We start from the raw sequence: 23,047 nt of genomic DNA, 5'->3' as shown, positions 1-23,047 counted from the left end.
ACCAGGTGATCTCCACCGGCACCCCGCCTCCCCGTCGCAGTCGCAGGCCCTCGGACCGAGACTATGCCCGCCCACCGGAGCCTGCCCCCGGCGCGGCGCCCGCCAACCCGGCCCCGCAGCCCCCTCCACCGCAGCGGCGGATCGGAGTAGGGTCGGGCGTCATGGATGAGCTGCGCGTGGCCGCGATCGCCAGCCTGGCCCCGCTCGAGGACCTCGACACCGACCCCTTCGCGGTCGACACCCGGAGCCAGCACGCCATGTGCGCCCGCTGGGCCGCCGACCAGGGGTACGTCGTCACCAAAGAGCTCCTCGTCTACGGGCTGCGCGCCGACCACTGCGGCCTGTGGTGCGACGTGGAGGAAGGCCGGGTCGACCTGTTCGTCGCCCCCAACCGCCGCGTCCTCGCCCGGGCCCTGCGCTCCGTGGAGGAGTTCGCCGCCGAGTGCCGGCGGCGCGGCGTCCGGTGGGAGACCGCCGGGCTCGACGAGCCGTACTACACCTCGGCGATGAAGGCCGAGGTGCACCGCCGGCTCTCGATGCCGACCGCCGGCTACGACGGCACCTGACGCCCGCCGCCACCCCGGCCCGCCCCACCCCGCCGCACCCCCCCGCGCCCGTGCTGCGCCCCGCGCGCTCCCGCGCGGCCGCCGTCCGCTCCCGCCCGCCCGCCGCCAACGGGCCGCTCCCGCCCCGCCTGTGCGACGCTGGAGGCGGCGCCGGGGCGCGCGGCGCCGGCCGGGGGAGACACGAGGCGGTGCGGCGTGCGGCGAGGACGGTGGCGGAGGGCGGGCGGCGCCGCGGTGCGCGTGCTCACCGTGTGGGCGGTCTCCACCCTGACGATGCTCGTCCTCGCCGGGATCCTGCCGGACTTCCGGCTGCAGTCCGGCGACGGCGCCGACATCACGCAGGCCGGCCTCGCCGCGGCGTGGGGCGCGGGCGCCTTCGGCCTGCTGAGCGCCCTCGTGTGGCCCGTCCTCGTACGGGCCCTGCTGCTCGTACCGGCCCTCGTCCTCGGCCTGCTCGTCTTCTTCCTCAACGGCTCGCTGCTGCTGTTCGCGCTCAGCCTTGTCCCCTCCGGGCAGGGCAGGGCCGCCCCCGAGACCGCCGTCGTCGTGGCGGCCGCCATGTCCGCCGTGGCCTCCGCCACCTCCACGGCGCTCGCTGTCCGCGACGACGAGGCCTACCGCAGACGCCTGTACCGGCTGGCCGACCGCCGGCGCCGCCGGCAGCGCCGCCCGGCCGCGCCCGGCCGCGAGCCGCCGCCGGGCCTGGTCCTCCTCCAGCTCGACGGGGTCGGGTACGGGGTGCTGCGCGAGGCCGCCGCGAACGGCACCATGCCGACGGCCGGGTCCTGGCTGGAGAGCGGCCACCGCGTCATGCCCTGGCGGACCGACTGGTCCAGCCAGACCGGCGCCAGCCAGCTCGGCATCCTGCACGGCACCACGTTCGACGTGCCGGCGTTCCGCTGGTACGAGAAGGACACCGGCGAGGTGATGGTCTGCAACCGGCCCACCAGTGCCGCGGAACTCCAGCGCCGGGCCGTCGCCCGCACCGGCGACGGCGGCCTGCTCACCCTCGACGGGGCCAGCCGGGGCAACCTGTTCAGCGGCGGCGCCGACCAACTCGCGCTGGTGCTGTCGGTGTCGGCCCGCCGCGGCCGCGCCAACCGCTCCCGCGCCGGCTACTTCGCGTACTTCTCCGACCCTGCCAACGCCGTCCGCACCGCGCTGTCCTTCACCGCCGAAGTGGGGCGGGAGATCGGCCAGTCGGTGCGGGCGAGGCTGCGCGGCGACCGGCCGCGGGTGTCCCGGGGCGGCCTCTACCCGCTGATCCGGGCCTTCGCGACCGTCGTCGAGCGGGACGTCGTCACGGCCGCCGTCATCGGCGACATGCTCGCCGGCCGGGCCGCCGTCTACGCCGACCTCGTCGCCTACGACGAGGTCGCCCACCACTCGGGCCCGCGCGGCCGGGACACCGACCTGGTCCTCGCCCGGCTCGACCGCACCCTGGCCCTCCTCGCGCGCGTCGCCGAGCACGCCCCCCGCGCCTACCGGATCGTGCTGCTGTCGGACCACGGGCAGAGCCCGGGGGAGACCTTCCTCGGCCGGTACGGCCTCACCCTGAAGGACCTGGTCCGAGCCGGCTGCGGACTGCCCGTCTCCCGCCGGGCGGGCCGCACCCCGAGCGGCGCCGAGGCCCGCACCGCCGTCCTCGCGGCCCTGCACCGGCCCGTCGAGGAGGGCGACGAGGCCCGCCCGCGGCCCGGCCGCACCGACCCCGTCGTGCTGCCCTCCGGGAACCTGGCCGTGATCTCCTTCCCGGACGTGCCCGGCCGCGCCACCCGGGAGTGGATCGAGCGCGCCCACCCCGCCCTGCTGCCGACCCTCGCCAACCACCCCGGCATCGGCTTCCTCCTGGTCGACGGCCACGTCATCGGCCCCGGCGGCGCCTGCGCCCCGCTGTCCGACCCCGTCGCCGCGCAGGAGCTGCTCTCCGCGTACGGGCCGGGCGCGGCCGAGGCGGTCGCCCGTACCGACGCCTTCCCGCACGTCCCCGACATCATGGTCAACTCGGCGTACGACCCGGCCACCGGGGAGGTCCACGCCTTCGAGGAGCAGATCGGCTCCCACGGCGGCCTGGGCGGGGAGCAGGGGCGCGCCTTCCTGATGTGGCCGGCGGACCTGCCGGACCCGGAGTCCGGGCTGGTCGGCGCCGAGGCCGTGCACCGGCTCCTGCGGGGCTGGCTGCGCGAGGCGGACGGGCCGCAGGTCCCGGTCGGGCCGGCCGGGCGGGCGGAAGCGGAGTCGGCACTACCGCCGCAGGATCCGCGGCCGCGGCTCGCACGCGGCGGAATGTTTCCTTCCGCAGGGGTGCCCGTACAGGACGAAAGCCGTTGATTTGGCGGTGCGGGCGACGTGCCGGAGCATGTGTCGACCTGTCCGGCATGTGAAACACCCGAGGCGCGACCCCCGTGAGCACCACCCCTGCCATAGCCCCGCCCGCCACGACCACGGCCCCCGGATCCCCGGCCGCCGAGGCCCGCGAGACCGACGGGGGGAGCGGGGGCCCGCACGCCCGCCGCTTCGGCCTCCCCATCGCGACCTGCCTGGTCATGGGCAACATCATCGGCGGCGGGATCTTCCTCCTGCCCGCCTCGGTGGCCCCCTTCGGCACCATCAGCCTCGTCGCCTTCGGCATCCTCACCCTCGGCGCGATCGCCCTCGCCCTGGTCTTCGGCCGCCTCGCCGAGCGCCTCCCGCACACCGGCGGCCCCTACGTCTACGCGCGGGCCGCCTTCGGCGACTTCGCCGGCTTCCTCGCCGCCTGGACGTACTGGATCACCTCCTGGGTCTCCAACGCGGCCCTCGCCGTCGCCGCCGTCGGCTACCTGTCCGTCCTCTTCCCGGCCGTAGGCGACCACACCTGGTCGATGTGTCTGGCCGCCCTGGCCGTGCAGTGGCTGCCCGCCCTCGCCAACCTGGCCGGAACCCGCTGGGTGGGCACCGTCCAGGTCGTCGCGACCGTCCTGAAGTTCGCCCCGCTGCTGCTCGTCGCCGTCGGCGGCCTGTTCTTCTTCGACCCCGCCAACCTCGGCCCGTTCCAGGCCACCGGCCAGAGCCCCGTCGGCGCACTGTCCGCCTCCGCCGCCATCCTGCTCTTCAGCTACCTCGGCGTGGAGTCCGCCGCCGTCAGCGCCGGCGAGGTCCGCGACCCCGCCCGCAACGTCGGCCGCGCCACCGTCCTCGGCACCATCGGCGCCGCCGTCGTCTACCTCCTGGGCACCCTCGCCGTCTTCGGCCTCGTCGCCCACGACCGGCTCGTCGCCTCCGAGGCCCCCTTCACCGACGCAGTGAACGCCATGTTCGGCGGCACCTGGGGCGGCACCGTCGTCGCCTGCGCGGCCGTGGTCTCCATGCTCGGCGCCCTCAACGGCTGGACCCTGCTCAGCGCCCAGACCCCGTACGCCGCCGCCAAGGACGGCCTCTTCCCGAAGGCCTTCGAGACCAAGCGGCGCGGCGTGCCCGTCACCGGCGTCGTCGTCACCGTCCTGCTGGCCTCCGCCCTGACCGTCTACAACTACACGGCCGGCTCCGCGGGCGTCTTCGAAAGCCTCGTCCTGATCACCACCTTCACCGCGACCGTCCCCTACCTGCTCTCCACCGCCGCGCAGATCCACCTGCTGCTCACCGGCCGCTCCGATCAGGTCCACCGCGGCCGCCTCGTCCGCGACGGCGTCATCGCCGCACTGGCCTTCGGATTCTCCATGTGGCTGGTCGCGGGCGCCGGGTACGCCGCCGTCTACCAGGGCGTCCTCTTCCTCTTCGCGGGCGTCCCCGTCTACGCGGTGATGGCCGCCCGGAAGTCCCGCGCGACGGCCTGACCCGCAGGAGCGCCTGCGCCAAGCCGGAAGGGCCGGCGACCCCGAGGGGGTCGCCGGCCCTTCCGCGTGCGGCCGGGGCCGCCCGCGACTAGTCGAGGTAGTCGCGCAGCACCTGGGAGCGGGACGGGTGGCGCAGCTTCGACATGGTCTTCGACTCGATCTGGCGGATGCGCTCGCGCGTCACGCCGTACACGCGGCCGATCTCGTCGAGGGTCTTCGGCTGGCCGTCGTTCAGGCCGTACCGCATGGACACGACGCCCGCCTCGCGCTCGGAGAGCGTGCCCAGGATGGACTGGAGCTGCTCCTGGAGGAAGGTGAACGACACCGCGTCGGCCGGGACGACCGCCTCGGAGTCCTCGATGAGGTCACCGAACTCGCTGTCGCCCTCCTCACCCAGCGGGGTGTGCAGGGAGATCGGCTCGCGGCCGTACTTCTGGACCTCGATGACCTTCTCCGGGGTCATGTCGAGCTCCTTGCCCAGCTCCTCCGGAGTGGGCTCGCGGCCGAGGTCCTGCAGCATCTGCCGCTGCACACGGGCGAGCTTGTTGATGATCTCGACCATGTGGACCGGGATGCGGATGGTGCGCGACTGGTCGGCCATGGCGCGGGTGATCGCCTGCCGGATCCACCACGTCGCGTACGTGGAGAACTTGAAGCCCTTGGTGTAGTCGAACTTCTCCACGGCGCGGATCAGACCGACGTTGCCCTCCTGGATCAGGTCCAGGAAGAGCATGCCGCGGCCCGTGTAGCGCTTGGCCAGCGACACCACGAGGCGGAGGTTGGCCTCCAGCAGGTGGTTCTTCGCCCGGCGGCCGTCCTCGACGAGGATCTCCAGCTCGCGCCGGTACGCGGGCTTGAGGTCCTCCTCCTCTTCGAGCTTGTACTCGGAGAACAGGCCGGCCTCGATCCGCTTGGCGAGCTCGACCTCCTGCTCGGCGTTGAGCAGCGGCACCTTGCCGATCAGCTTCAGGTAGTCCTTGACCGGGTCGGCGGTGGCACCGGCCACCATCACCGTCTGCGCCGGAGCGTCGTCCTCGTCCTCGTCGGACAGCACGAAGCCCTGGCCGGCGCCCGCCGGCGCCTCCTCCTCGACCTCGTCGACGAGGTCCTCGGTCGCCCAGTCCTCACCCTCGACGGCCGGGGTCTCGGCGTCGTCGGCGTCCTTCGCGGTGGTCTTCTTCGCCGCGGTCTTCTTGGCGGCCGTCTTCTTCGCGGCGGCCTTCTTGACCGTCCGCTTCTTCGGCTCGGCGGCGGCAGCGGCCTCCGGGGCCTCGGCAGCGGCGGCCGGCGAAGCGGATATCGCCGCCGCCGGGGCGGCAGCGGCGGAGGCCGTCGTCGCGGCGGCGGCCGCGGCCGCGGCGGTCGCGGCCTTGCTCCGCGCACCGATCGGCCGCGGCGCGGCGACGGCCTTCTTCGTCACGGTCCGGGCGGGGGCGGAGGCAGCCTTGCGGGGCTTCTTCGCGGCAGCCTTCGTGGCGGGGGCCGCGCTGACGTGGAGGGCGACACCCTCCTCGTCCAGGACCTGGTTCAGGCTGCGCAGGACCCGCTTCCACTGGTCCACCGGGATGCGGCCGGCCTCGAAGGCCTGGCGCACGTCGTCACCGTTGATGTGACCCTGCTCGCGGCCGCGCTCGACGAGAGCGACCAGGGCCTCCGATTCGGCGATCTCCGGAGGGAACGTACGGGACGGGCTGAGCGACACAAGGAGCCTCTCGTTGCGAACAGACAGGAAGTGGGCGGGACATCATCGCGCGGATCGGGAAACAGACCCGAAGGGGGTCTGTATTCCGGGCCGCGCGAGGACACCTGTCGGTTCATCGCCTGCCCGAGTCGATTCGTTACGCGCTGAATTGAGTGACCTGCGCCACGCTGTGTGCGGGCAACCTTTCGGCCGGAAAACCGTCCGCGCCCCGGCAGGCCCGCCGCTCCTCAGCCCGCCTTGCGGGCCTCGATCAGAAAACGGGAGGTGTGAGCGACGAACGGACCCTCGCGCCCGATGCGTTCGTGGAGCTCCCGCAGCCGCTCACGGTAGTGCCCCACCGTGAATCCCGGAACCATCCACACCACCTTCCGCAGGAAATAGATCACCGCGCCGATGTCGTGGAATTCGGTGCGCAACCGCTCCGAGCGCAGGTCCACCACCTCCAGCCCCGCCTTCGAGGCCGCGGCGACGGCGTCGTCGGGGTGCCGCCTGCGCCGGACCTCCTCCGGCTGCGGGCCGAGGAAGAACTCGACCAGCTCGAAGACGCTCGCCGGCCCCACTTGCTGTGAGAAGTACGTCCCGCCCGGGGCCAGCACCCGCGCGATCTCGTCCCACCAGACCGTCACCGGGTGCCGGCTGCAGACCAGCTCGAAGGCGCCGTCGCCGAACGGCAGCGGCGGCTCGTCGGGATCGGCGACGACGACCGCGCCGAGCGGGTGCAGCAGCCGGGTGGCCCGGTCGACGTTCGGCGGCCAGGACTCCGTCGCCGCCGCCAGCGGCGGCAGCGGCCCGGCCCCGGCGAGGACCTCGCCGCCGCCGGTCTGGACGTCCAGCACCGACCGCACCCGGGCCAGGCGCTCGCCCAGCATCCGCTGGTAGCCCCAGGAGGGCCGCTGCTCCGTCGCCCGTCCGTCGAGCCAGGAGAAGTCCCAGCCGTCCACCGAGACGGTCTCCGCCTCCGCCACGAGACGGTCGAAAGTTCGCGTCATGATCCATATCGTCGCAGGCGGGGAGCGGACGCTCCAGCGATATTCCGCCCGCGGTGTTCGACTACAGTGGTCGCGGGCCGTGACTGGCGTTCGGGTGGATCACCACCGGGGAGCGGCCCGGCGTACGAGCGTACGCCCGGCGTACCCCCGCGTACGCCGACTGCCGCGCGCCTGGGCGAACCGCGATCCCGCAGCGACGCCCAGGAGACCCCTATGACGACTGCCCAGACCGCCCGGCTCATGGACGGCACCGCCCTCGCCCGCCGCATCTCCGAGCAGACCGCCCTCCACGCCGCGAAGCTCGCCGAGCGCACCGGAACCGCCCCCTGCCTGGCGACCGTGCTCGTCGGCGAGGACCCCGCCTCCGTCACCTACGTCCGGATGAAGCAGAACCGCTGCGCCAAGGCCGGCATCACCTCCCGGCACGTGGCGCTGCCCGCGCAGACGACGACCGAGGAACTCGTCGCCACCATCACCGCCCTCTCCGAGGACCCGGAGATCAGCGGCATCCTGCTCCAGCACCCGGTGCCGCACCACATCGACGAGCGCGCCGCCTTCGAGGCCATCGCCCCCGGCAAGGACGTCGACGGCGTCACCATGCACTCCTTCGCCGCCATGGGCTTCGGCCTGCCCGGCTTCGTCTCCTGCACCCCCGGCGGCATCATGCGCCTGCTCGCCGAGTACGACGTCGACCTCACCGGCAAACACGCCGTCGTCGTCGGCCGCAGCGCCATCCTCGGCAAGCCCGCCGGCATGCTGCTGCTGGAGCAGAACGCCACCGTCACCTACTGCCACTCCCGCACCAAGGACCTGGCCTCGATCGTCCGGCAGGCCGACGTCCTGGTCGCCGCCGTCGGCAAGGCCGAGTTCATCCGCGGCGAGGACATCAAGCCCGGCGCCGTCGTCCTGGACGCCGGCTACAACGAGGGCAACGTCGGCGACGTCCACTTCGAGTCCGCCGCCGCCCGCGCCTCCCTGATCACCCCGGTGCCCGGCGGCGTCGGCCCGATGACCATCGCCGTCCTGCTGGAGCAGACCGTGCAGGCCGCCGCCGCCCAGGCCGGCCTCTCCCTCGCGGACCTCTGACCGCCCGCGGGCCGCAGACCGCGCCCGCGCCCCCGCACGGCCGGAACACCCCGGATCCCTCACCCCGGGGCGTTCCGGCTCTCCCGCGCCCGCGGAGCGGGCTCCTGCTCCGCCGGGGCGCGCCGCACCGCGGCCACGATCGGCGAGGAGCTGAACTCGCGGGCCAGTTCCGCCAGCGGCCGCGAATCCAGCCGGTGCGGGTCGTCGGGCCCCCGGTCGGCCGGCTCCCTGTGCTCCCCGACACAGCCCGCCAGGTCGGCGGCGGCCCGCCTGCGCACGGCCGCCGCGAGCATCGCCGCGTCCGCCACGACCGACGCCTGCGGCTCCCCGATCCCCTCGGCGCGCGCCGCCTCGTACGCCGTGAGCCGCACCCCGGGGTCGAACCAGCAGCCCAGCGCCAGGATCCCGTCGTCGATCACCGACTCGCGGTGGATCAGCCGGATCCCGATCGGGGACCACCAGGTCAGCGGCACCGTCATCACGCTCGGCGAAGCGAACCCGCGCAGCTCCTTCCACAGGGGCCGCAGCGTCCGGTAGCGGCTGTAGTCCCGCCAGGCGGGCGAGCCGCCGACCAGCGGCACGATGAACCCGGAGCCCACCATCAGCGCCGCCGCCGCCGCGAACGGCGGGGCCACGTACGTCGACAGCGCGTCCCAGTCGCGCCCCGCCCAGCGCGCACCGACCGCCGCCCACTTGGAGACCAGGTAGCACAGGTCGAGGACCCCGCCCAGCACGATCAGCGCCAGCCCCGTCCGCAGCGGCCGCAGCCGGCGCAGCGAGGGGCCCACCCGCCGCAGCCACTTCCAGCACAGCACCGTCATCGCCGAGCTGGCCGCCGTGTGGGCCAGCAGGTAGCAGACGATCATCTCGCGCACCCACGGCGTGTTCGCGTAGTACGTGTCGAGGTCCCGCAGCCTCTCGACGGGCGCCTCCCCCTTGACGAACAGCAGCACGATCAGCAGCGTGACCGCGCCGAACACGGCGACCGTCAGCCGGGTGGCCCTCCGCACCACCGCCGGCGGGCCGCCGCTCCAGTGCAGCACCAGCACGACGCACGACCCGGAGAACGCCGTCAGCGCCCCGTACACCAGGGGCGCCGAGAAGTTGGTGATCCCCGTGAGCCGGTTGACCGCCGCGATCGTCGGGGGCGCCGCCAGGAACATCACCAGGCAGCCGGCGAACAGCACCGCGCACACCGCGCGCATCAGCGGCTGGTCCCAGCCGCGCCGCAGCGTCGGCGCCTTGATCAGCAGCGCCAGGATCATCACCGACCCCGGCACGTAGAGGATGAGCCCGTCCGTCATCGTGCCCGGCCGGCACGGCCCACCGGATCGCCCGGGTCCACGGGGTCGGCGCCGTCGGGGGAGCCGGCGGGGTCCGCGCGCAGCCCGGGGTCGTCGGCCGGCTCCGCCGCCGGGACGTCGCGTACGGGGCCCGCGTCCAATCCGGCGACGGCCCGCTCGGCGGCCGTCAGCGGCGGGGCCTTCAGCGCACCCCGGTCGGAGGCGCGCAGCACGTGCCACACCACCGACGGGCCCAGCCAGTGCGTGGGCGGACTGCTCATCGTGATGACCTGGAGGAACGCCGCCGTCAGCGCCTCCCGCGTGGTCGCCCCCGTCATCAGCCGGCTGACGTACGCGTTCAGCAGGCCGGTCCCGGTCCGCGGCCGCATCCCCGTCGCCCCCGGGTACAGGATGTCCTGCGACGTGGCCAGTTCCCAGGCGGTCGCCACCTGCGGGGCCAGCGCCCGCTGCGCCTCGCGGCCGATCGACGGGTGGGCCAGCCCCTTGGCCCGCAACAGCGCCCGAACCGCGAGCAGCCCCTGCGCGGCGACCGTCATGCCCTGCCCGTACAGCGGGTTGAAGGTGGCCACGGAGTCCCCGACCGCGAAGAACCCGTCGGGCAGGTCGGCCTTCTCGAAGTACACGCGGCGGTTCGCGGTGCCCTGCGTGACGGCGACGTCCGTGAGCGGTCTGCGCCTTTCGAGTAGCTCGCCGACGATGGGATCACGGACGCTCTTGGCGAACGGGACGAACAGATCCGGATCCCCGGTCGGCTGCCCACCGCGGGTCCCGGACAGCGTCGCCTGCCACTGCCCGTTCTCGATCGGCACGATCGTCGCGGTCCGGCCAGGGACGGGAACCCGCGGATCGGACTGCACGTTGACGATGGGGAAGCCCGACTCGTGCGCCCCCGGCGGAGCCTCGAACAGCCTCGTCGCGTACACCAGCCCGGAGTCGACCTCCGCCTGCCGGATCCCGCCCACGCCGAGCTCCCGCAGCCAGACCCGGGAGCGCGAGCCGCGCCCGCTCGCGTCGACCACGAGGTCGGCGGTGACCAGCCGCCCCTTCTCCTGCGGGGTGTCCACGCGGACGCCCGTGACCCGCGCCGCCGTCCCCTCCAGGGACCGCACCCGGCTCCGCTGGAGGGCCGTCACCCCGCGCAGGCCCGTCACCCGGGCCCGTACGACCGCGTCGAGGAGGTCCCGGCTGCAGGAGATGGTGAACTGCTTCTCCCGGCACCGCGGGATCCAGCCCTGCGCCGTCATGGTGACCAGCTCCACCGGCAGGCTGCGGCGCATCGCGCCCGCGGCGATCCACTCCTGCGTGATCCCCGGCAGGATCTTCTCGATCGCCCGCGCCCCGCCCGACCACAGGACGTGCACGTGCCGGGCCTGCGGGAGCCCGCGCCGCGGCACCGGGCCGTCGGGCAGCACGTCGGCGTCGATGATCGTGACCGTCGCGTGCTCGGCGAGCACGGCCGCGGCGAGGAGCCCGGCCATGCTGCCGCCGATGACGACGGCGTGGCGGGGCTGGGGATAAGGGGTCATGGAGGCGCTGCTCTCTGTCGGGGCCGGCGGTCAGCGGCGCGGGGGGCGCGTCGGCGGCGTCGTCGGTGGCGGTGCGGGGCGCGGCGACTCGAGCCTGCGGCCTGCCGTGCCCGGCCTCGGCACGACCCGCCTCGGCACGACCCGCCTCGGCACGACCCGCCTCGGCACGACCCGCCTCGGCACGACCCGCCTCACCGCGCCCATCCCAGCGCCGTCCCGATCCGCTCGATCTGCTCGCACTGCGCCTGCCGCGGCGGCTCCAGGAACCCCTTGAGGATCTTCCCGAGGTGCAGCCCGAACGTTTCGGCTCGGATCTCCGCCGGGTCCTGCCGGTCCGCACGGGCGGCCGCCTGCCGTACGACGCTCCCCAGCCCGGCCTGCGAGTTCAGCAGCTCCGCCAGGTCCCCGTGGCGGCCCGCGATCCGCGCGGCGACCGCCATGCCCGGGCCGTGGCTGTCACAGGTGCCCTCCTCCAGGTGCCACAGCTCGTGGCAGGCGATGACGAGCTGGTGCTCGGGCCGGGTCCGCTCCTCGATGACGAGCAGGTCGCGGTCGGCCATCTCCAGCCACAGCCCGCTGGCCGTGTCCGGCGGGAACCCGGCGAACCGGAAGTTCACCGGCCGGCCGCCGCGCCTGCGCCCGTACGCCGCGCACAGGCTCCCGATGATCGCGCCGGCGTCGGCCGGCGGGACCAGGCGCACGCCCGCCAGCAGATCCGCGCCGAGCTTCCGCATGGTCCGTGTCGTCCTCATGGCACTCCCCCCTCGGCAGCGTCTTCGCGGCCCCGCACCGTGCGGGCCGGGCCTTCCCCGCGTGCGCCCGGGATCCCGAGCCGGCCCTCGCGGGCCAGCAGGTCGTCCAGGTGGTCGCGCAGTGACTGCCGGCCCGCGGCGGAGAGCCGGCCGGCCCGCGCGACGATGCCGCGGACGTCATGCGCCCGCAGGGCCCCCAGCATCGGGTTGGCCGCGTCCCCGCCGGAGACCAGCAGCCCGTGCTCGATGTCGGCGAGCGCGGCCCCCAGCGCCTCGGTGTCGTCCGCGAGGAGGAAGCCGCTGTCCACCCCGTAGAACCGCTGGATGCCGGCGGCCGCGGCCAGGCTCGGCAGCCCCTCGCCGCGGGCGAGGCGGGTCAGCGACTGCCCGGACGCGTCGAAGGAGCGGGCGATCGCGTCGAGCGAGTGCGGCTGGCCGTCGGGCCGCAGGCGGGTGCGCCGCAGGTGGGCGAAGCGCTGGTGGACCTGCTCCGACAGGGGCAGCCGCGGCGGCCTGCCGTCGAGGGTCTGCGCGACGGCGTGCGGCGGCATGCCCGTCAGGTGCGAGAGGAGGTCCAGGTCGTCGGTGCCGCCCGATCCGGACACGAGGCCCGCAGCCGACCCCGGGGGAGCGGCGGGCACGGTGGCGCCGGGACAGGTGGACGACGCCACGGCCGCGACGGCCCGCTCCACCGCGCTCCGGCTGTCGGCGAGGAGGAAGCCCGCGTACACCCCGAAGAAGCGCTGCACCCCCGCCGCGTGCCGTAACCGGGGCAGCCCGGTCCCGGCGTTCAGCGGGCCCAGCGACGCACCGGGCGCGTCGAAGTCCTCGGCGATCGCGGCGAGCGGCCACTCCCGCCCCTGCCTGTCCCGCCGCGTCGCCCGCAGCCACCGGAACCGCCGGTGCACCCGCACGCATAACGGCACGGCCGGCGCGGCCCCCGCCAACACAGCCGGAATCAGGGCCGGTTCGACCCCGCTCAGATGCCCGAGCCGCTCCACGTCGAGCACCTCGCGCGGATCCGCCCCCCGCTGCTCCGCCAGCACCGCGACGCGCTCCCAGGTCGCGGCGAGGTCGGGTCGGGCAGCGGCGTCCACCGTGTGGTTCTCCCTGTGTCGACAGGACGTTCGAGGGCCGTTCGGCTTGCAAGCAGCGTAGCCCGCGGGCCGCAAGAGGGAGATAAGAACCCAACGTTTCCTGCGCTCCACGTCAAAGAACGTTGGCCCCGGCCCCGGCCCCGGCCCGGCTCCACTCCGGCCGACTCCCATGACCCCTGAGGTAATCGACCGCGGCGGCCGTCCGGCGGCACAGTGGGGGCATCGGACGGCGCGGCCCGCCGGACACCGCCGGGGCCGCCCCTGCGCGGCCCGGCCTCCGCCCCCGCCGCCCGACCCGTTCCGCCCGTACACCCCGCCCCCCTCTGGAGGTTGATCCGCCGTGTCCGCAACCCTGGTCGCCGGAGTCGCCCGTACCGCGGTGCCGCAGACCGCCCTGCGCCGCTTCCTCGCCCTCGACGCCGCCGTCACCGGCGCCAACGGCCTCGCCTACGCCGCCCTCGGCGCCCCGCTCGGCCGACTGCTCGGCATCGGCGCGGACACCCTGTTCGGACTCGGCCTCTTCCTCGCCGCCTACGCGGCGGGCGTCGCCTGGCTGGCCTCCCGCCGCCGGCCCCCGGCCGGCCCCGTCATGCTCGTCATCGAGGCCAACTGCGCCTGGACGGTGCTCAGCCTGGCATCCCTGTTCCTGTGGGACGCCCCCACCGCCGCCGGGCTGGTGTGGGTCCCGGCGCAGGCGCTCACCGTCGCGGGCTTCGCCCTGCTCCAGCACCTGGCGCTGCGGGCCTGCGCCGCGTCAGACCGCCAGTGAGCGCAGGTACTCCACCGTCGCCGGGTCGGCCGGGAGCATCGTCTCGATGGCCAGCTCGGCAACGGTCACGTCCATCGGCGTGTTGAACGTCGCGATGGACGACACGAAGGACAGCACCCGCCCGTCGTGCTCGATCACCAGCGGCAGCGCGATGTACGGGACCGGCTCGCCGCCCACCGCCGGGCCGGCGGCCCGCCCCTGCGGCACCGGGTAGGCCGCCACCTCCTCGTACAGGGCGCGCAGCACCTGCGAGCGGGCCAGCGCGATCTGCCGCTCCATCTGCGCCAGCAGGTGGCCCCGCCACTCGGGCAGGTTGCGGATCCGCGGCGCCAGCCCCTCCGGGTGCAGGGTGATCCGCATCGCGTTCAGCGGCGGCACCAGGAGGTGCTCCGGCAGCCCCTCCAGCAGCATCAGGACGCCCCGGTTCGCCGCGACCACGTCGTACACCGCGTCCACGACGAGCGCCGGGTACGGCTCGTACCCGGTCAGCAGCCGCTGCAGCCCATCCCGCAGCGTCCCCATCGCGGGATCCTCCAGCGGCGTCTGCGCGTACTGCGGCGCGTACCCGGCCGCCAGCAGCAGCGCGTTGCGCTCGCGGACGGGCACGTCGAGGCGGTCGGCGAGCCGGAGCACCATGTCCCGGCTGGGCGCGGACCGGCCCGTCTCGATGAAGCTGATGTGCCGCGCCGAGGAGTCGGCCCGGCCGGCGAGCTCCAGCTGGCTGATGCCGCGCCGCTGCCGCCAGGTGCGCAGCAGTTCCCCGACGGTGCCGCCGCCCGCACGTGTCATGGTCGCCATGCACACGACGCTACCCCAGCGCGCCGGGCCGCCGCGGAGCCTCCTTTCCCGCACCTGCTGTGGGAACCTTGACCCCTCGTCAGGAATCGGACCCGGCAGGGGAAGGAGCACGCCGATGGCAGCAGAACCGCTTTCGCAGAAGGAGATCGAGGACCGGCTGCGGGAGCTGCCCGGCTGGGCCTTCGAGGACGACCGCATCCACCGCACCTACCGGCTCGGCTCGCACGTCGCGGCGAGCGCGCTCGTCGCGCACATCGCCGCCGTCCAGGACGAGCTCGACCACCACTCGGACCTTACCCTCGGCTACAACACCGTCCGCCTCTCGGTGAACACCCACAGCGCGGGCGACGCGGTCACCGAGTCCGACTTCACCCTCGCCGAGCGCGTCGAAGCCCTGGCCCCGGCCCACGGCGCGCACTGACGGCGGGCCGCCCGCCGCCGCCCGGCCGGGCCCGCCACCGGGATCCGCTACGCCACCGGCTCCAGCCGCCACCACTGCGCGGGCGAGTCGGTGTCCTCGCCCTGCCGGGCGCGCCCCTCCGCGTCCGCCTCCAGCGACAGCCCGCTGATGCACGCCACCAGCGACACCACCCCCGGATCGTCGAGGTGCTCCTCGACGATCCACTCCTGCGCACCGAACGCGTTCGGCCGCCACACCTGCACCCGCGCGCCGCTCTCCGTCGACGCGTTCGCCACGTCCAGCCGCCTGCCGTTGTGCACGCTCACCACGTGGACGATCCCGCCGCCGCTGTGCACCGGCGACAGCCGCCACTGCACGGACGCCGCCGGCGCGGGCGGGCCCTGCGGCCCCACCCCCACCGCCGTGCCGCCCTCCAGCCGCAGGAGCAGCCCGCTCGCCACGTTGCGCACCCGGTACACCCCGTCCGGAACGGACAAGCGAGCCCCCCTGCTCAGATGTCGAAGACCGCCGGATCCGGACCGATCCGCCCGGCCCGCGGCCCACTGCCGAGCCCCTCCAGCCGCGCCATGTCCGCGGCGTGCAGCTCGAAGCCGAACACGTCCAGGTTCTCCCTGATCCGCGACGGCGTCACCGACTTCGGGATCGCGACGTTCCCCAGCTGGAGGTGCCAGCGCAACACTACCTGCGCCGGGGAGCGCCCGTACCGGCCGGCGATCTCCGTCACCTCGGGCAGCCGCAGCAGCTCCCCGCCCTGCCCCAGCGGCGACCACGCCTCCGTGGCGATGCCCAGCCGCCCGTGCAGGTCCCGCAGCTCCGGCTGCGGGAACAGCGGGTGCAGCTCGACCTGGTTCACCGCCGGCACCAGCGCGCTGCGCTCGCCGAGCCGCTCCAGGTCCTCCGCCCGGAAGTTCGACACGCCGACGGCCCGGGCCCGCCCGCTCGCCGCGATCTCCTCGAACGCCGCCCAGATGTGCAGGAAGTCGTCGCGCATCGGGCGCGGCCAGTGGATCAGGTACAGGTCGACGTGGTCGAGGCCCAGCCGGTCCAGCGACTGCTCGAACGCCTCCAGCACCTCCGCCCGCCGCCAGGTCCGCTGCCGGCCGTTCCACAGCTTCGTCGTGACGAACACCTCCTCGCGCGGCACCCCGGCCGCCGCAAGCCCCTTCCCGGTGCCCGTCTCGTTGTCGTACGCGGCCGCCGTGTCGATGCTGCGGTAGCCCGCCTCCAGTGCCGTCCGCACGGCACGCTCGGCCTCGTCGTCGGGGACCTGCCAGACGCCGTAGCCCAGCCGGGGCATGGGGACGCCGTTGTTGAGGGTGATCACGGGGATGTCGTTCACGCTGCCGTTCCTCGGGGTGGCGGGGCCGCACCGGGAGCCGTACGGGCACACCCCGGCCCGGGGGCGCCCGTACGGCCGCCCGCCCCGACGTATTCCCGCCGCCGCGCCCGCCCCTCCCGGCAGCGGCCCGCCTGCGACCCGGACGGGCCCGGATCCACCCGTTCGGCCGCGCCCGGGCCGCGGCGCGCCCCCGGGTGTCAGGGCCGGTACAGGGCCGCGACCTCCTGCGCGTACGCCGTCTCGATCGCCCGCCGCCGCAGCTTCAGCGACGGCGTCAGCAGCCCCCGCTCCTGCGTGAACTGCTCGGGCAGCACCCGGAACGCCCGGATCGCCTCGGCCTGCGACACCAGCGAGTTCGCCGCGACCACGGCCCGCCGCACCTCCGCCGCGAGATCCGCGTCGTGCACCAGCTCGGCCGCCCGCAGCTGCGGCCGGCTCCGCATCGACAGCCAGTGCGCCACCCCCTCCTCGTCCAGGGTGATCAGCGCGGCCACGTACGGCCGGTCGTTGCCCACCAGCACGCACTGCGCGACCAGCGGATGCGAGCGCACCCGCTCCTCCAGCGCGGCCGGCGCGACGCTCTTGCCGTTGGAGGTCACCAGGATCTCCTTCTTCCGCCCGGTGATCACCAGGTAGCCGTCCTCGTCCAGCCGCCCGATGTCCCCGGTCGCGAGCCAGCCGCCCCGCAGGACCGCCCGCGTGGCCCGTGCGTCGCCCAGGTAGCCGGAGAACACGTGCCGCCCGCGCAGCCACACCTCCCCGTCCTCGGCGATGTGCACGGCCCCGCCCGGGATCGGCCGGCCCACCGTGCCGTACTTCGTCGCGCCCGGCTGGTTCGCCGTGGCCGCCGCGCACGACTCGGTCAGCCCGTACCCCTCGAACACGGTGACCCCGGCGCCCTCGAAGAACAGCCCGAGCCGCCGCGACATCGCCGAGCCGCCCGACATCGCGTACCGGACCCGGCCGCCCACCGCCGCGCGGACCCGCCCGTACACCAGCCGCTCGTACAGCCGGTGCTGCACGCGCAGCGCCGCCGACGGCCCCGGCCCCGCCCCGAACGCCTGCCGCTCGCACGCCTCCGCATACCGCACGGCCGCCTCGACGGCCCGGTCGAAGACACCGACCCGCCCCTCCGCCTCCGCCGCCCGGCGGGCCGCCGCGAACACCTTCTCGAACACGTACGGCACACCCAGCAGGAACGTCGGCCGGAACGCCGCGAGCTCCGGCACCAGCTCCGCCGCCGCAAGCTCGGGCTGGTGCCCGAGCTTGACCCCCGCCCGTACGGCCGCGACCTCCACCACCCGCCCGAAGACGTGCGCGAGCGGCAGGAACAGCAGCGTGGACGGCACCTCCCCGGGCTCCGTCCGGAACACCGACTCCCACCGCCGGACCAGCGTGTCCGCCTCGAACATGAAGTTCGCGTGCGTCAGCACGCACCCCTTGGGGCGCCCGGTCGTCCCCGACGTGTAGATGACCGTGGCCACCGCCTCGGGCGCCACCGCGCCCCGCCGCCCGTGCACGACCTCCTCCGGCACGCCCCGCCCGTCGGCGACGAGCCCGGCGAGGGCCCCGGCGTCGAGCTGCCACAGCCGCCGCAGCCGCGGCAGCCCACCGACGACCGACCCGACCGTCATGGCCTGGTCCTCGTCCTCGACGACGCACGCGGTGCACCCGGAATCGGACAGGATCCACTGCACCTGCTCGGCGGAGGAACTCGGGTAGACGGGCACGGGCTGGGCGCCGACAGCCCACAGCGCGAAGTCGAACAGCGTCCACTCGTACCGGGTACGGGACATCACCGCGACCCGGTCCCCGAACCGCACCCCCTGCGCGACCAGCCCGCGCGCCAGCGCCAGCACCTCGGCGGCGAACTCCCCGGCCGTCACGTCCCGCCAGACCCCGCCCCGCTTGCGGCCCATGACCACCCGGCCCGGCTCCTCCCGGGCGTTCCGGAACACGCAGTCGGCCAGCCCCCCGACGGCCGCCTCCACCACCACGGGCGGGACCACAACCTCCCGCACACCCGCTCCTCTCCGCACCCCGCCTCCGCCGCCCCCGATGGGCGCCCCCGCACGCACAGCAGGGCCGGGACGACGACGAAGCGGCGGAGAGCATGCCCACGGACCCGCCCCCGAACCCACCCCGAGTGGCGGGAACCCGCCGCGGGCGAGGTCCCGCCCCGAACGGCGCCGCCGTCAGGCGGCGCCCGCCGGAGGCGGAGGTCAGGCCTGCCAGTGCGCCGCGGCCTTCTCGATCTCCTCGACACCCGGCGGCGGTCCGCCGCCCCAGTGCGGGCCGGCGGCGAGCAGCTTGGCCTGCAACTCCCGGGCGAGGGTCCGGCGCTCATGCCCGCCCGCGGCGCCGGCGATCCGCCGCCCCCACCGCACCGTGTCCACCACGGCCGACTTCATCTCCTGGTAGGCGAGGTAGAACGCCAACGAGGACCGCCATGCGGTGCGGCATTCGGCGGGCGCAGCGCGCTCCCACTCCGCAAGGACCCGGCTCCGGTCCGCCGCCGTGTAGGACGTTTTGTGCAAGTGGTCGGCGAGGTCGTAGACCGGGTCGCCCCACAGCGCCAGCTCCCAGTCGAGCACGGCCAAGCGCCCTTGGCCGGTGACGATGACGTTCTTGCGGTGGAGGTCGGCGTGCAGCAGTCGGAAGGGACGGCTGCGAAGATCGCCGACCGCCCTGTCGACGAGCCGCCCGCACGGGTCGGCCGGAACGCCCAGCGCCGTGTAGAGCCCCTCCTGGGCTTCGCCCGCGCGGGCCCGGATGGAGCGGACGAGGTCGAGCAGGCGCTCCGCGAACGCTTCGGTGTCGCCGTCGCCCGGCCAGTCGGCCGGTACCGGCGGAAGCGCCCCGGACGGCACCCGCAGCACCTCCCCGAAGAACTGTCCCACACCGCCGAGGACTGCGTCCGGGACGGGCTTCCCGTCGGGAGCGAGCCCGTCGAGCCGGCGACCCTCGATGAACTCGTGGATCTGGAAGGCAGGGTCCTGCTGGGCGTGCAGCAGTCGCGGAGCCATGGAGACGTGAGGGTGGATGGCTGCGAGGAGATCCGGCTCGGACCACAGGCGCAGGTCCATCTGTTCCGCGTCCGCGCCAGGGATCCTCACGAGTACGGGCCCCTCGGCCGTATCGACCCGCACGTTGCGGTGGTAGTAGCCGGACAGAGCATCCGGGTCGGCACAGGCCTCGTGGTACAACCCCATCGTGTCCACGTCTAGTTCCCCACCCACGCTGCGAGGGCCCGCGCGACAAGCCGGGGAGTGACGTCCGGCGGCATCCCCCACACCTCTCGCGCCGCGTTCACCTTGCGGGCGAGGCGCCCGATCAGGAAGTCACGTCCGGTCTGGTCCGTACCCGCGAGCTGCTTCGAGTAGCGGATCGTGTCCACGATCGCGGACTTGATGCGCTCGTGCGCCACGTACAGGTCGAGATCCGCGGCCACTCCCCGTGTGCACGGCCCGGGCATGCGGCTGCGCCACATCCGGAGCACCTCGGCCCGCTGTGGGGCGGGGTAGTCCATCTTGTGGAAGTGGATCCCGATCTCGTACACGGGGTCCCCCCACAGCGCCAGCTCCCAGTCCAGGAACCAGGTCGCGCCCTGCGCGACGATCATGTTCTTGCGGTGCAGATCGGCGTGCAGCACGGCGAAGGGGCGGGAGGCCAGTCCCTCCCACTGCGACTCGACGACGGCCAGCGGGTCGGCGGGGATGCCGAAAGCGGCGAAGACGGCCCCATAAGCCTCCTTGTGCGCGTCGTAGACCTGCTGCGTCAGTCTCGCCAGGAGGCGCCCGAAGCCGGGGCTGTCACCCGACTCCGGCCAGTCGTCGGGAAGCGCCGGGGCCCCCTCGCGCGGGATGCGGGCCAACTGCTCCATCAGCCCGACGACATCCCCGAGGACGTGGTCGGGGACCGCGTTGCCCCGTGGCGAGAACCCGTCCAGCACACGGCCCTCGATGAAACGGTGGACCTGGAAGCGGGGGGCGCCGCAGGTGTGGCGGAGCTCCGGTGCTTGGCCGACGTACGGGCTGATGCAGGCCAGCACGTCCTCCTCCCGCCACACCCGGACGTCCATGGTGTCCGCGGCCTCGATCGGGATCCGGACGTTGACCCGCCCCTCGGGGGTGCGTACCCCGATGTTGCGGTTGTAGTAGCCGGCGGCGGCGTCGCCCGACCGCAGCGCCTGCCCGTAGAGGTCCATCCAGTTCATCCGGCCCCCTCGAGGAACGCCGACAGGACCGCGTCCGTCCGACGCTGGAGTGCGGCGAGGCCTCCCGGCGGCCGGACGGCGGGCCGCGCACGGTCCGCCGCTGCGGCGAGTTCAGGCGCGGAGACGCCGATCATGTCGGCGGCGCGGTGGATCGCCAGGATCAGCGACGGATACACCTGGCACTCCTCGAATTCCCGTGCCGCGTGCACGAGGAGGTGCCCCGCGCCCTCCCGGTTCCCCCGTCGCCAGTGCAGGAAGGCCCGGAACATGGTCGCCCTGGCCCGGCCGGAGCGGTAGCCGGCCCTGTCCAGGGCGGCGTCGGCGCTCTCGAACGACGAAGCGGCCCTGTCGTACTCGCCCAGTCGCGTCTGGGCCATGGCCATGGCCGTGTACGCCTTCCCGACCTCGTGCTGTGCCCCGAGCTCCCTCTGGACGGCAAGGGCCGCAGCCGCCTCCGCCACGGCGTCGGCGGGGGCGGTGAACGCCCACAGCTCGGCCCGGTTGGTCCGGACGTTCGCCAGCCCCACCACGGCCTCCGCTTCCCGGTACTCCGCCTCCGCTTCGGCCAGCAGCCGCGCCGAGCTCTCGAAGTCCATCAGGAAGCGGTGCCCGAGGTGCATCAGCCGCTTCACGTCCCCCCGGATGACCGCGTCCTCGGCCGCGCACAGCCCGTACACCTCGTCGGCGAGCGCGAACGCCCCCTGGAAGTCGCCCTGCCACATGAGCAGGTCGGCGACGCAGGAGCCGGCCGCCGTGCGAGCTTCACCGGCGTGCTCTGTCCACACCCGTTCGAAGATCGTCGCGGCGAGGCTGCTCTCCCCGGCGATCCGCCGGGCATTGGCACCCGCGAGGGCCAACCGCGCGCCGACGAGGGTCCGCACCGGGCGGTCCAAGCTCGGCGTGAGGGCGATGGCCCCCGCGGTGTCGCCGAGCTCAAGCTTCGACTCCGCTTCCAGGCAGTCGGCGGCATCGCGCAGCACGGCGTGAGGGTGGTCCTCCCCGTCGGCGGGGACGACCGGTACGGCCAGGTACTCACGCAGGTCCTTGACGATGCCGTCGACCGCCTGCCGGCCGTTCAGGGCGACAGCCCTGTCCGCGTGCCTGGGGATGTCGTCGGCGGTGATGTCGCCGCCGTGCAGCCCGTGGTAGACGGCCTCCCGCAGCGGCGAGATGCGGGCCGTGCTGGCCGTCCGCCGGTCCCCGCCCTCCATGTCACGGGCCAGCGACTCCCAGTGGAGCCGCAGCTCCCGATGGACCCTGCGCCGCACGGCCGGAGACAGATGGCGCTGCAGGGCGCCGATCATCAACTGGTGGAGTCGGTACCAGCCGTCGGGGAGGGGGTAGGCGAAGGAATACGCGGTCAGTGACTCCCAGGTCAGCAGGTTCGCCGGCAGGTCGAAGGCCCGGCCCACGGCCTGGAACACGTTCAGGTCGAACGTCCTCGCCGTGCTGAGCAGCTCGAGGATGCGCACCTCATCCGCCGCCACGTGCTGGAGGAACCGCTGGACGATCTCCTCCGAGGTGCTCGCGTGCCCGGAGCGAGCCGGGTTCTGGAGGTGGGTGTCGACGGCCAAGTGGAGGTAGAAGGGGACGCCCGCGCTCGCCTCGGCGATGGACCGCTGGCGGGGGATCTCGGTGATGCCCGCCTGGGCGAGCAGGTCCAGCCGCGCGGACATGGGCAGCCCGTCGAGGTCGGCGCGCCGAATCACCGTCGCCCATTCCTCGTCGTACGCGGCCCAGCGCAGCGGCTCGCGGCTGGCCAGCACGGTCAGGCCGCCGTGGAGCTGGCCGAGCAGGTCCCGCAGCCAGGCGTCGGCCACGAAGTTGCGGCCGCCGGGCAGCGGCGCCGGCACGAGGGCCTCGTACGCGTCGACGTACACCACATACGGCCGCTCCGAGGCCGAGCTCCGCAGCTCCTCGGCGAACAGGTAGGACACCGCGTGGCCGAGTTCGGCGTTGCTGAGGTCGTCGAGCTCGTGCAGGGTTGGGTCCGCCTGGATCCGCTGCCGGCGCTGCCTGTTCTTGACCGCCCGCCCGGTCAGCCGCACCAGGCCGGCCGCCGTCCCGAACACCGGCAGACCCATCGCATCGTCGAGGATCTTCGACAGGACATCGCTCTCCTCGGCGAACGGCGTGTTCTTCCGGTTCATCTGCAGCTGCGGGTGGACCCGCTGCCAGAGCACCGCGTACGCGATGTCGAAGCGGTCGAACCGCACACCCTGCGCCCCGAACTCCATCCGGAGGACGGCGAGCGCGTCCTCCTGCTGCCTCATCGTCGGCAGTTGCAGGTCGAGGCGCGCGGTGCGGTGGCTGTCAGGGGTGCGGTTGCGCAGCTCCTGCAGGAGCCGGGACTTGCCGATGCCGCCGACTCCGACCACGTTGAGGATCCGCGGGCCGGCGCCGATACCTCGTAATTCCTCCTCGTAGGAGGCGAGGAGGCCCTCGCGGTCGAAGAAGTCGCGCTGTAGGGCGGACACCCGCCTGTACTGCGGCCTGATGGGCATGGTGGCTTCCCCCGAGAATCACCGTCCGTGTACGGCGCCAGGCTATCCGTACCCACCCGGCCGCGGGAGGAACTTCCATGGGTAGGGCACACGGCACGGAAGGCGCCGCCGGGGACGCCCCGGAAACGAAGAAGACCCCTGCCGAAACAGGGGTCTTCTTGTC

The 23,047-nt window shown here is 74.2% G+C and carries 19 protein-coding genes and 1 riboswitch; of the genes, 6 read left to right on the top strand and 13 right to left on the bottom strand.

The window, feature by feature from the left end; all coding sequences use genetic code 11:
- The first annotated feature begins 161 nt into the window (after window positions 1-161).
- The 3 genes from IE170_RS20835 to IE170_RS20825 all read left to right on the top strand — a co-directional run bounded on the left by IE170_RS20835 (window position 162) and on the right by IE170_RS20825 (window position 4,381).
- Entirely contained in the window at window positions 162-566 is a 405-nt protein-coding gene (locus IE170_RS20835; protein WP_189810948.1) for a hypothetical protein, read from the top strand.
- A 195-nt stretch (window positions 567-761) separates the two neighbouring features.
- A complete protein-coding gene (locus IE170_RS20830) occupies window positions 762-2,897 on the top strand; it encodes a phage holin family protein (RefSeq protein WP_189810947.1) in 2,136 nt (711 codons plus the stop codon).
- Between the two features lie 74 nt (window positions 2,898-2,971).
- The gene (locus IE170_RS20825; protein WP_189810946.1) at window positions 2,972-4,381 is read left to right on the top strand and encodes an amino acid permease; all 1,410 of its coding nucleotides are present in this window, start codon (window positions 2,972-2,974) and stop codon (window positions 4,379-4,381) included.
- Window positions 4,382-4,469: 88 nt separating this feature from the next.
- On the opposite strand, the gene IE170_RS20820 is transcribed toward IE170_RS20825, so the two are convergent.
- Entirely contained in the window at window positions 4,470-6,083 is a 1,614-nt protein-coding gene (locus IE170_RS20820) for an RNA polymerase sigma factor (protein ID WP_189810945.1), read from the bottom strand.
- 227 nt (window positions 6,084-6,310) lie between these two features.
- Window positions 6,311-7,072, bottom strand: a complete 762-nt coding sequence (locus IE170_RS20815) for a methyltransferase domain-containing protein (protein ID WP_189810944.1) — start codon at window positions 7,070-7,072, stop codon at window positions 6,311-6,313.
- Window positions 7,073-7,141: 69 nt separating this feature from the next.
- A riboswitch (ZMP/ZTP riboswitch) is annotated at window positions 7,142-7,220 on the top strand.
- 65 nt (window positions 7,221-7,285) lie between these two features.
- Here IE170_RS20815 and IE170_RS20810 point away from each other — a divergent pair.
- Window positions 7,286-8,158 carry a bifunctional 5,10-methylenetetrahydrofolate dehydrogenase/5,10-methenyltetrahydrofolate cyclohydrolase gene (locus IE170_RS20810; RefSeq protein ID WP_189810943.1) on the top strand — a complete coding sequence of 291 codons (873 nt, stop codon included), beginning with the start codon at window positions 7,286-7,288 and terminating at the stop codon, window positions 8,156-8,158.
- 59 nt (window positions 8,159-8,217) lie between these two features.
- Here the strand turns inward: IE170_RS20810 and IE170_RS20805 are convergent, their stop codons facing one another.
- The 4 genes from IE170_RS20805 to IE170_RS20790 form a co-directional block, all read right to left on the bottom strand.
- Complete coding sequence (locus tag IE170_RS20805) at window positions 8,218-9,462, bottom strand: MAB_1171c family putative transporter (protein WP_189810942.1); 1,245 nt, start codon at window positions 9,460-9,462, stop codon at window positions 8,218-8,220.
- A complete protein-coding gene (locus IE170_RS20800; RefSeq protein ID WP_189810941.1) occupies window positions 9,459-10,988 on the bottom strand; it encodes an NAD(P)/FAD-dependent oxidoreductase in 1,530 nt (509 codons plus the stop codon). Before IE170_RS20800 ends, IE170_RS20805 begins: the two co-directional genes overlap by 4 nt.
- A gap of 191 nt (window positions 10,989-11,179) precedes the next feature.
- Window positions 11,180-11,740, bottom strand: a complete 561-nt coding sequence (locus IE170_RS20795; protein WP_189810940.1) for a toxin-antitoxin system, toxin component — start codon at window positions 11,738-11,740, stop codon at window positions 11,180-11,182.
- On the bottom strand, window positions 11,737-12,837 hold the full coding sequence (locus IE170_RS20790; protein ID WP_189810939.1) for a hypothetical protein: 1,101 nt from the start codon (window positions 12,835-12,837) through the stop codon (window positions 11,737-11,739). The genes IE170_RS20795 and IE170_RS20790 overlap by 4 nt, the downstream gene beginning before the upstream one ends.
- Before the next feature lie 340 nt (window positions 12,838-13,177).
- Here IE170_RS20790 and IE170_RS20785 point away from each other — a divergent pair, with 340 nt between their 5' ends.
- Window positions 13,178-13,606: a hypothetical protein gene (locus IE170_RS20785; protein ID WP_189810938.1), complete on the top strand. Its 429-nt coding sequence runs from the start codon at window positions 13,178-13,180 to the stop codon at window positions 13,604-13,606.
- On the opposite strand, the gene IE170_RS20780 is transcribed toward IE170_RS20785, so the two are convergent.
- Complete coding sequence (locus tag IE170_RS20780) at window positions 13,592-14,404, bottom strand: helix-turn-helix domain-containing protein (protein ID WP_189810937.1); 813 nt, start codon at window positions 14,402-14,404, stop codon at window positions 13,592-13,594. The genes IE170_RS20785 and IE170_RS20780 overlap by 15 nt on opposite strands.
- A gap of 115 nt (window positions 14,405-14,519) precedes the next feature.
- Here IE170_RS20780 and IE170_RS20775 point away from each other — a divergent pair, with 115 nt between their 5' ends.
- On the top strand, window positions 14,520-14,825 hold the full coding sequence (locus IE170_RS20775) for a 4a-hydroxytetrahydrobiopterin dehydratase (protein ID WP_189810936.1): 306 nt from the start codon (window positions 14,520-14,522) through the stop codon (window positions 14,823-14,825).
- A gap of 47 nt (window positions 14,826-14,872) precedes the next feature.
- Here IE170_RS20775 and IE170_RS20770 read toward each other — a convergent pair whose 3' ends face one another.
- From IE170_RS20770 to IE170_RS20745, 6 genes are all read right to left on the bottom strand, one after another.
- Window positions 14,873-15,301 carry an RICIN domain-containing protein gene (locus IE170_RS20770; RefSeq protein ID WP_189810935.1) on the bottom strand — a complete coding sequence of 143 codons (429 nt, stop codon included), beginning with the start codon at window positions 15,299-15,301 and terminating at the stop codon, window positions 14,873-14,875.
- A gap of 14 nt (window positions 15,302-15,315) precedes the next feature.
- Window positions 15,316-16,164: an aldo/keto reductase gene (locus IE170_RS20765; RefSeq protein WP_308428422.1), complete on the bottom strand. Its 849-nt coding sequence runs from the start codon at window positions 16,162-16,164 to the stop codon at window positions 15,316-15,318.
- 197 nt (window positions 16,165-16,361) lie between these two features.
- Window positions 16,362-18,185 (bottom strand): AMP-dependent synthetase/ligase, encoded by a 1,824-nt coding sequence (locus tag IE170_RS20760; protein ID WP_189810934.1) that lies wholly within the window; start codon window positions 18,183-18,185, stop codon window positions 16,362-16,364.
- Window positions 18,186-18,386: 201 nt separating this feature from the next.
- A complete protein-coding gene (locus tag IE170_RS20755) occupies window positions 18,387-19,376 on the bottom strand; it encodes an aminoglycoside phosphotransferase family protein (protein ID WP_223855944.1) in 990 nt (329 codons plus the stop codon).
- 11 nt (window positions 19,377-19,387) lie between these two features.
- A complete protein-coding gene (locus tag IE170_RS20750) occupies window positions 19,388-20,380 on the bottom strand; it encodes a phosphotransferase family protein (RefSeq protein ID WP_189810932.1) in 993 nt (330 codons plus the stop codon).
- The gene (locus IE170_RS20745) at window positions 20,377-22,884 is read right to left on the bottom strand and encodes an aminoglycoside phosphotransferase family protein (protein WP_189810931.1); all 2,508 of its coding nucleotides are present in this window, start codon (window positions 22,882-22,884) and stop codon (window positions 20,377-20,379) included. The genes IE170_RS20750 and IE170_RS20745 overlap by 4 nt, the downstream gene beginning before the upstream one ends.
- Window positions 22,885-23,047 lie beyond the last annotated feature (163 nt).

The organism is Streptomyces toxytricini, from assembly GCF_014649915.1.
GTDB lineage: Bacteria > Actinomycetota > Actinomycetes > Streptomycetales > Streptomycetaceae > Streptomyces > Streptomyces toxytricini.
Note: the sequence above shows the minus strand (reverse complement) of the source record. Positions and strands in the feature narration are given on the sequence as shown.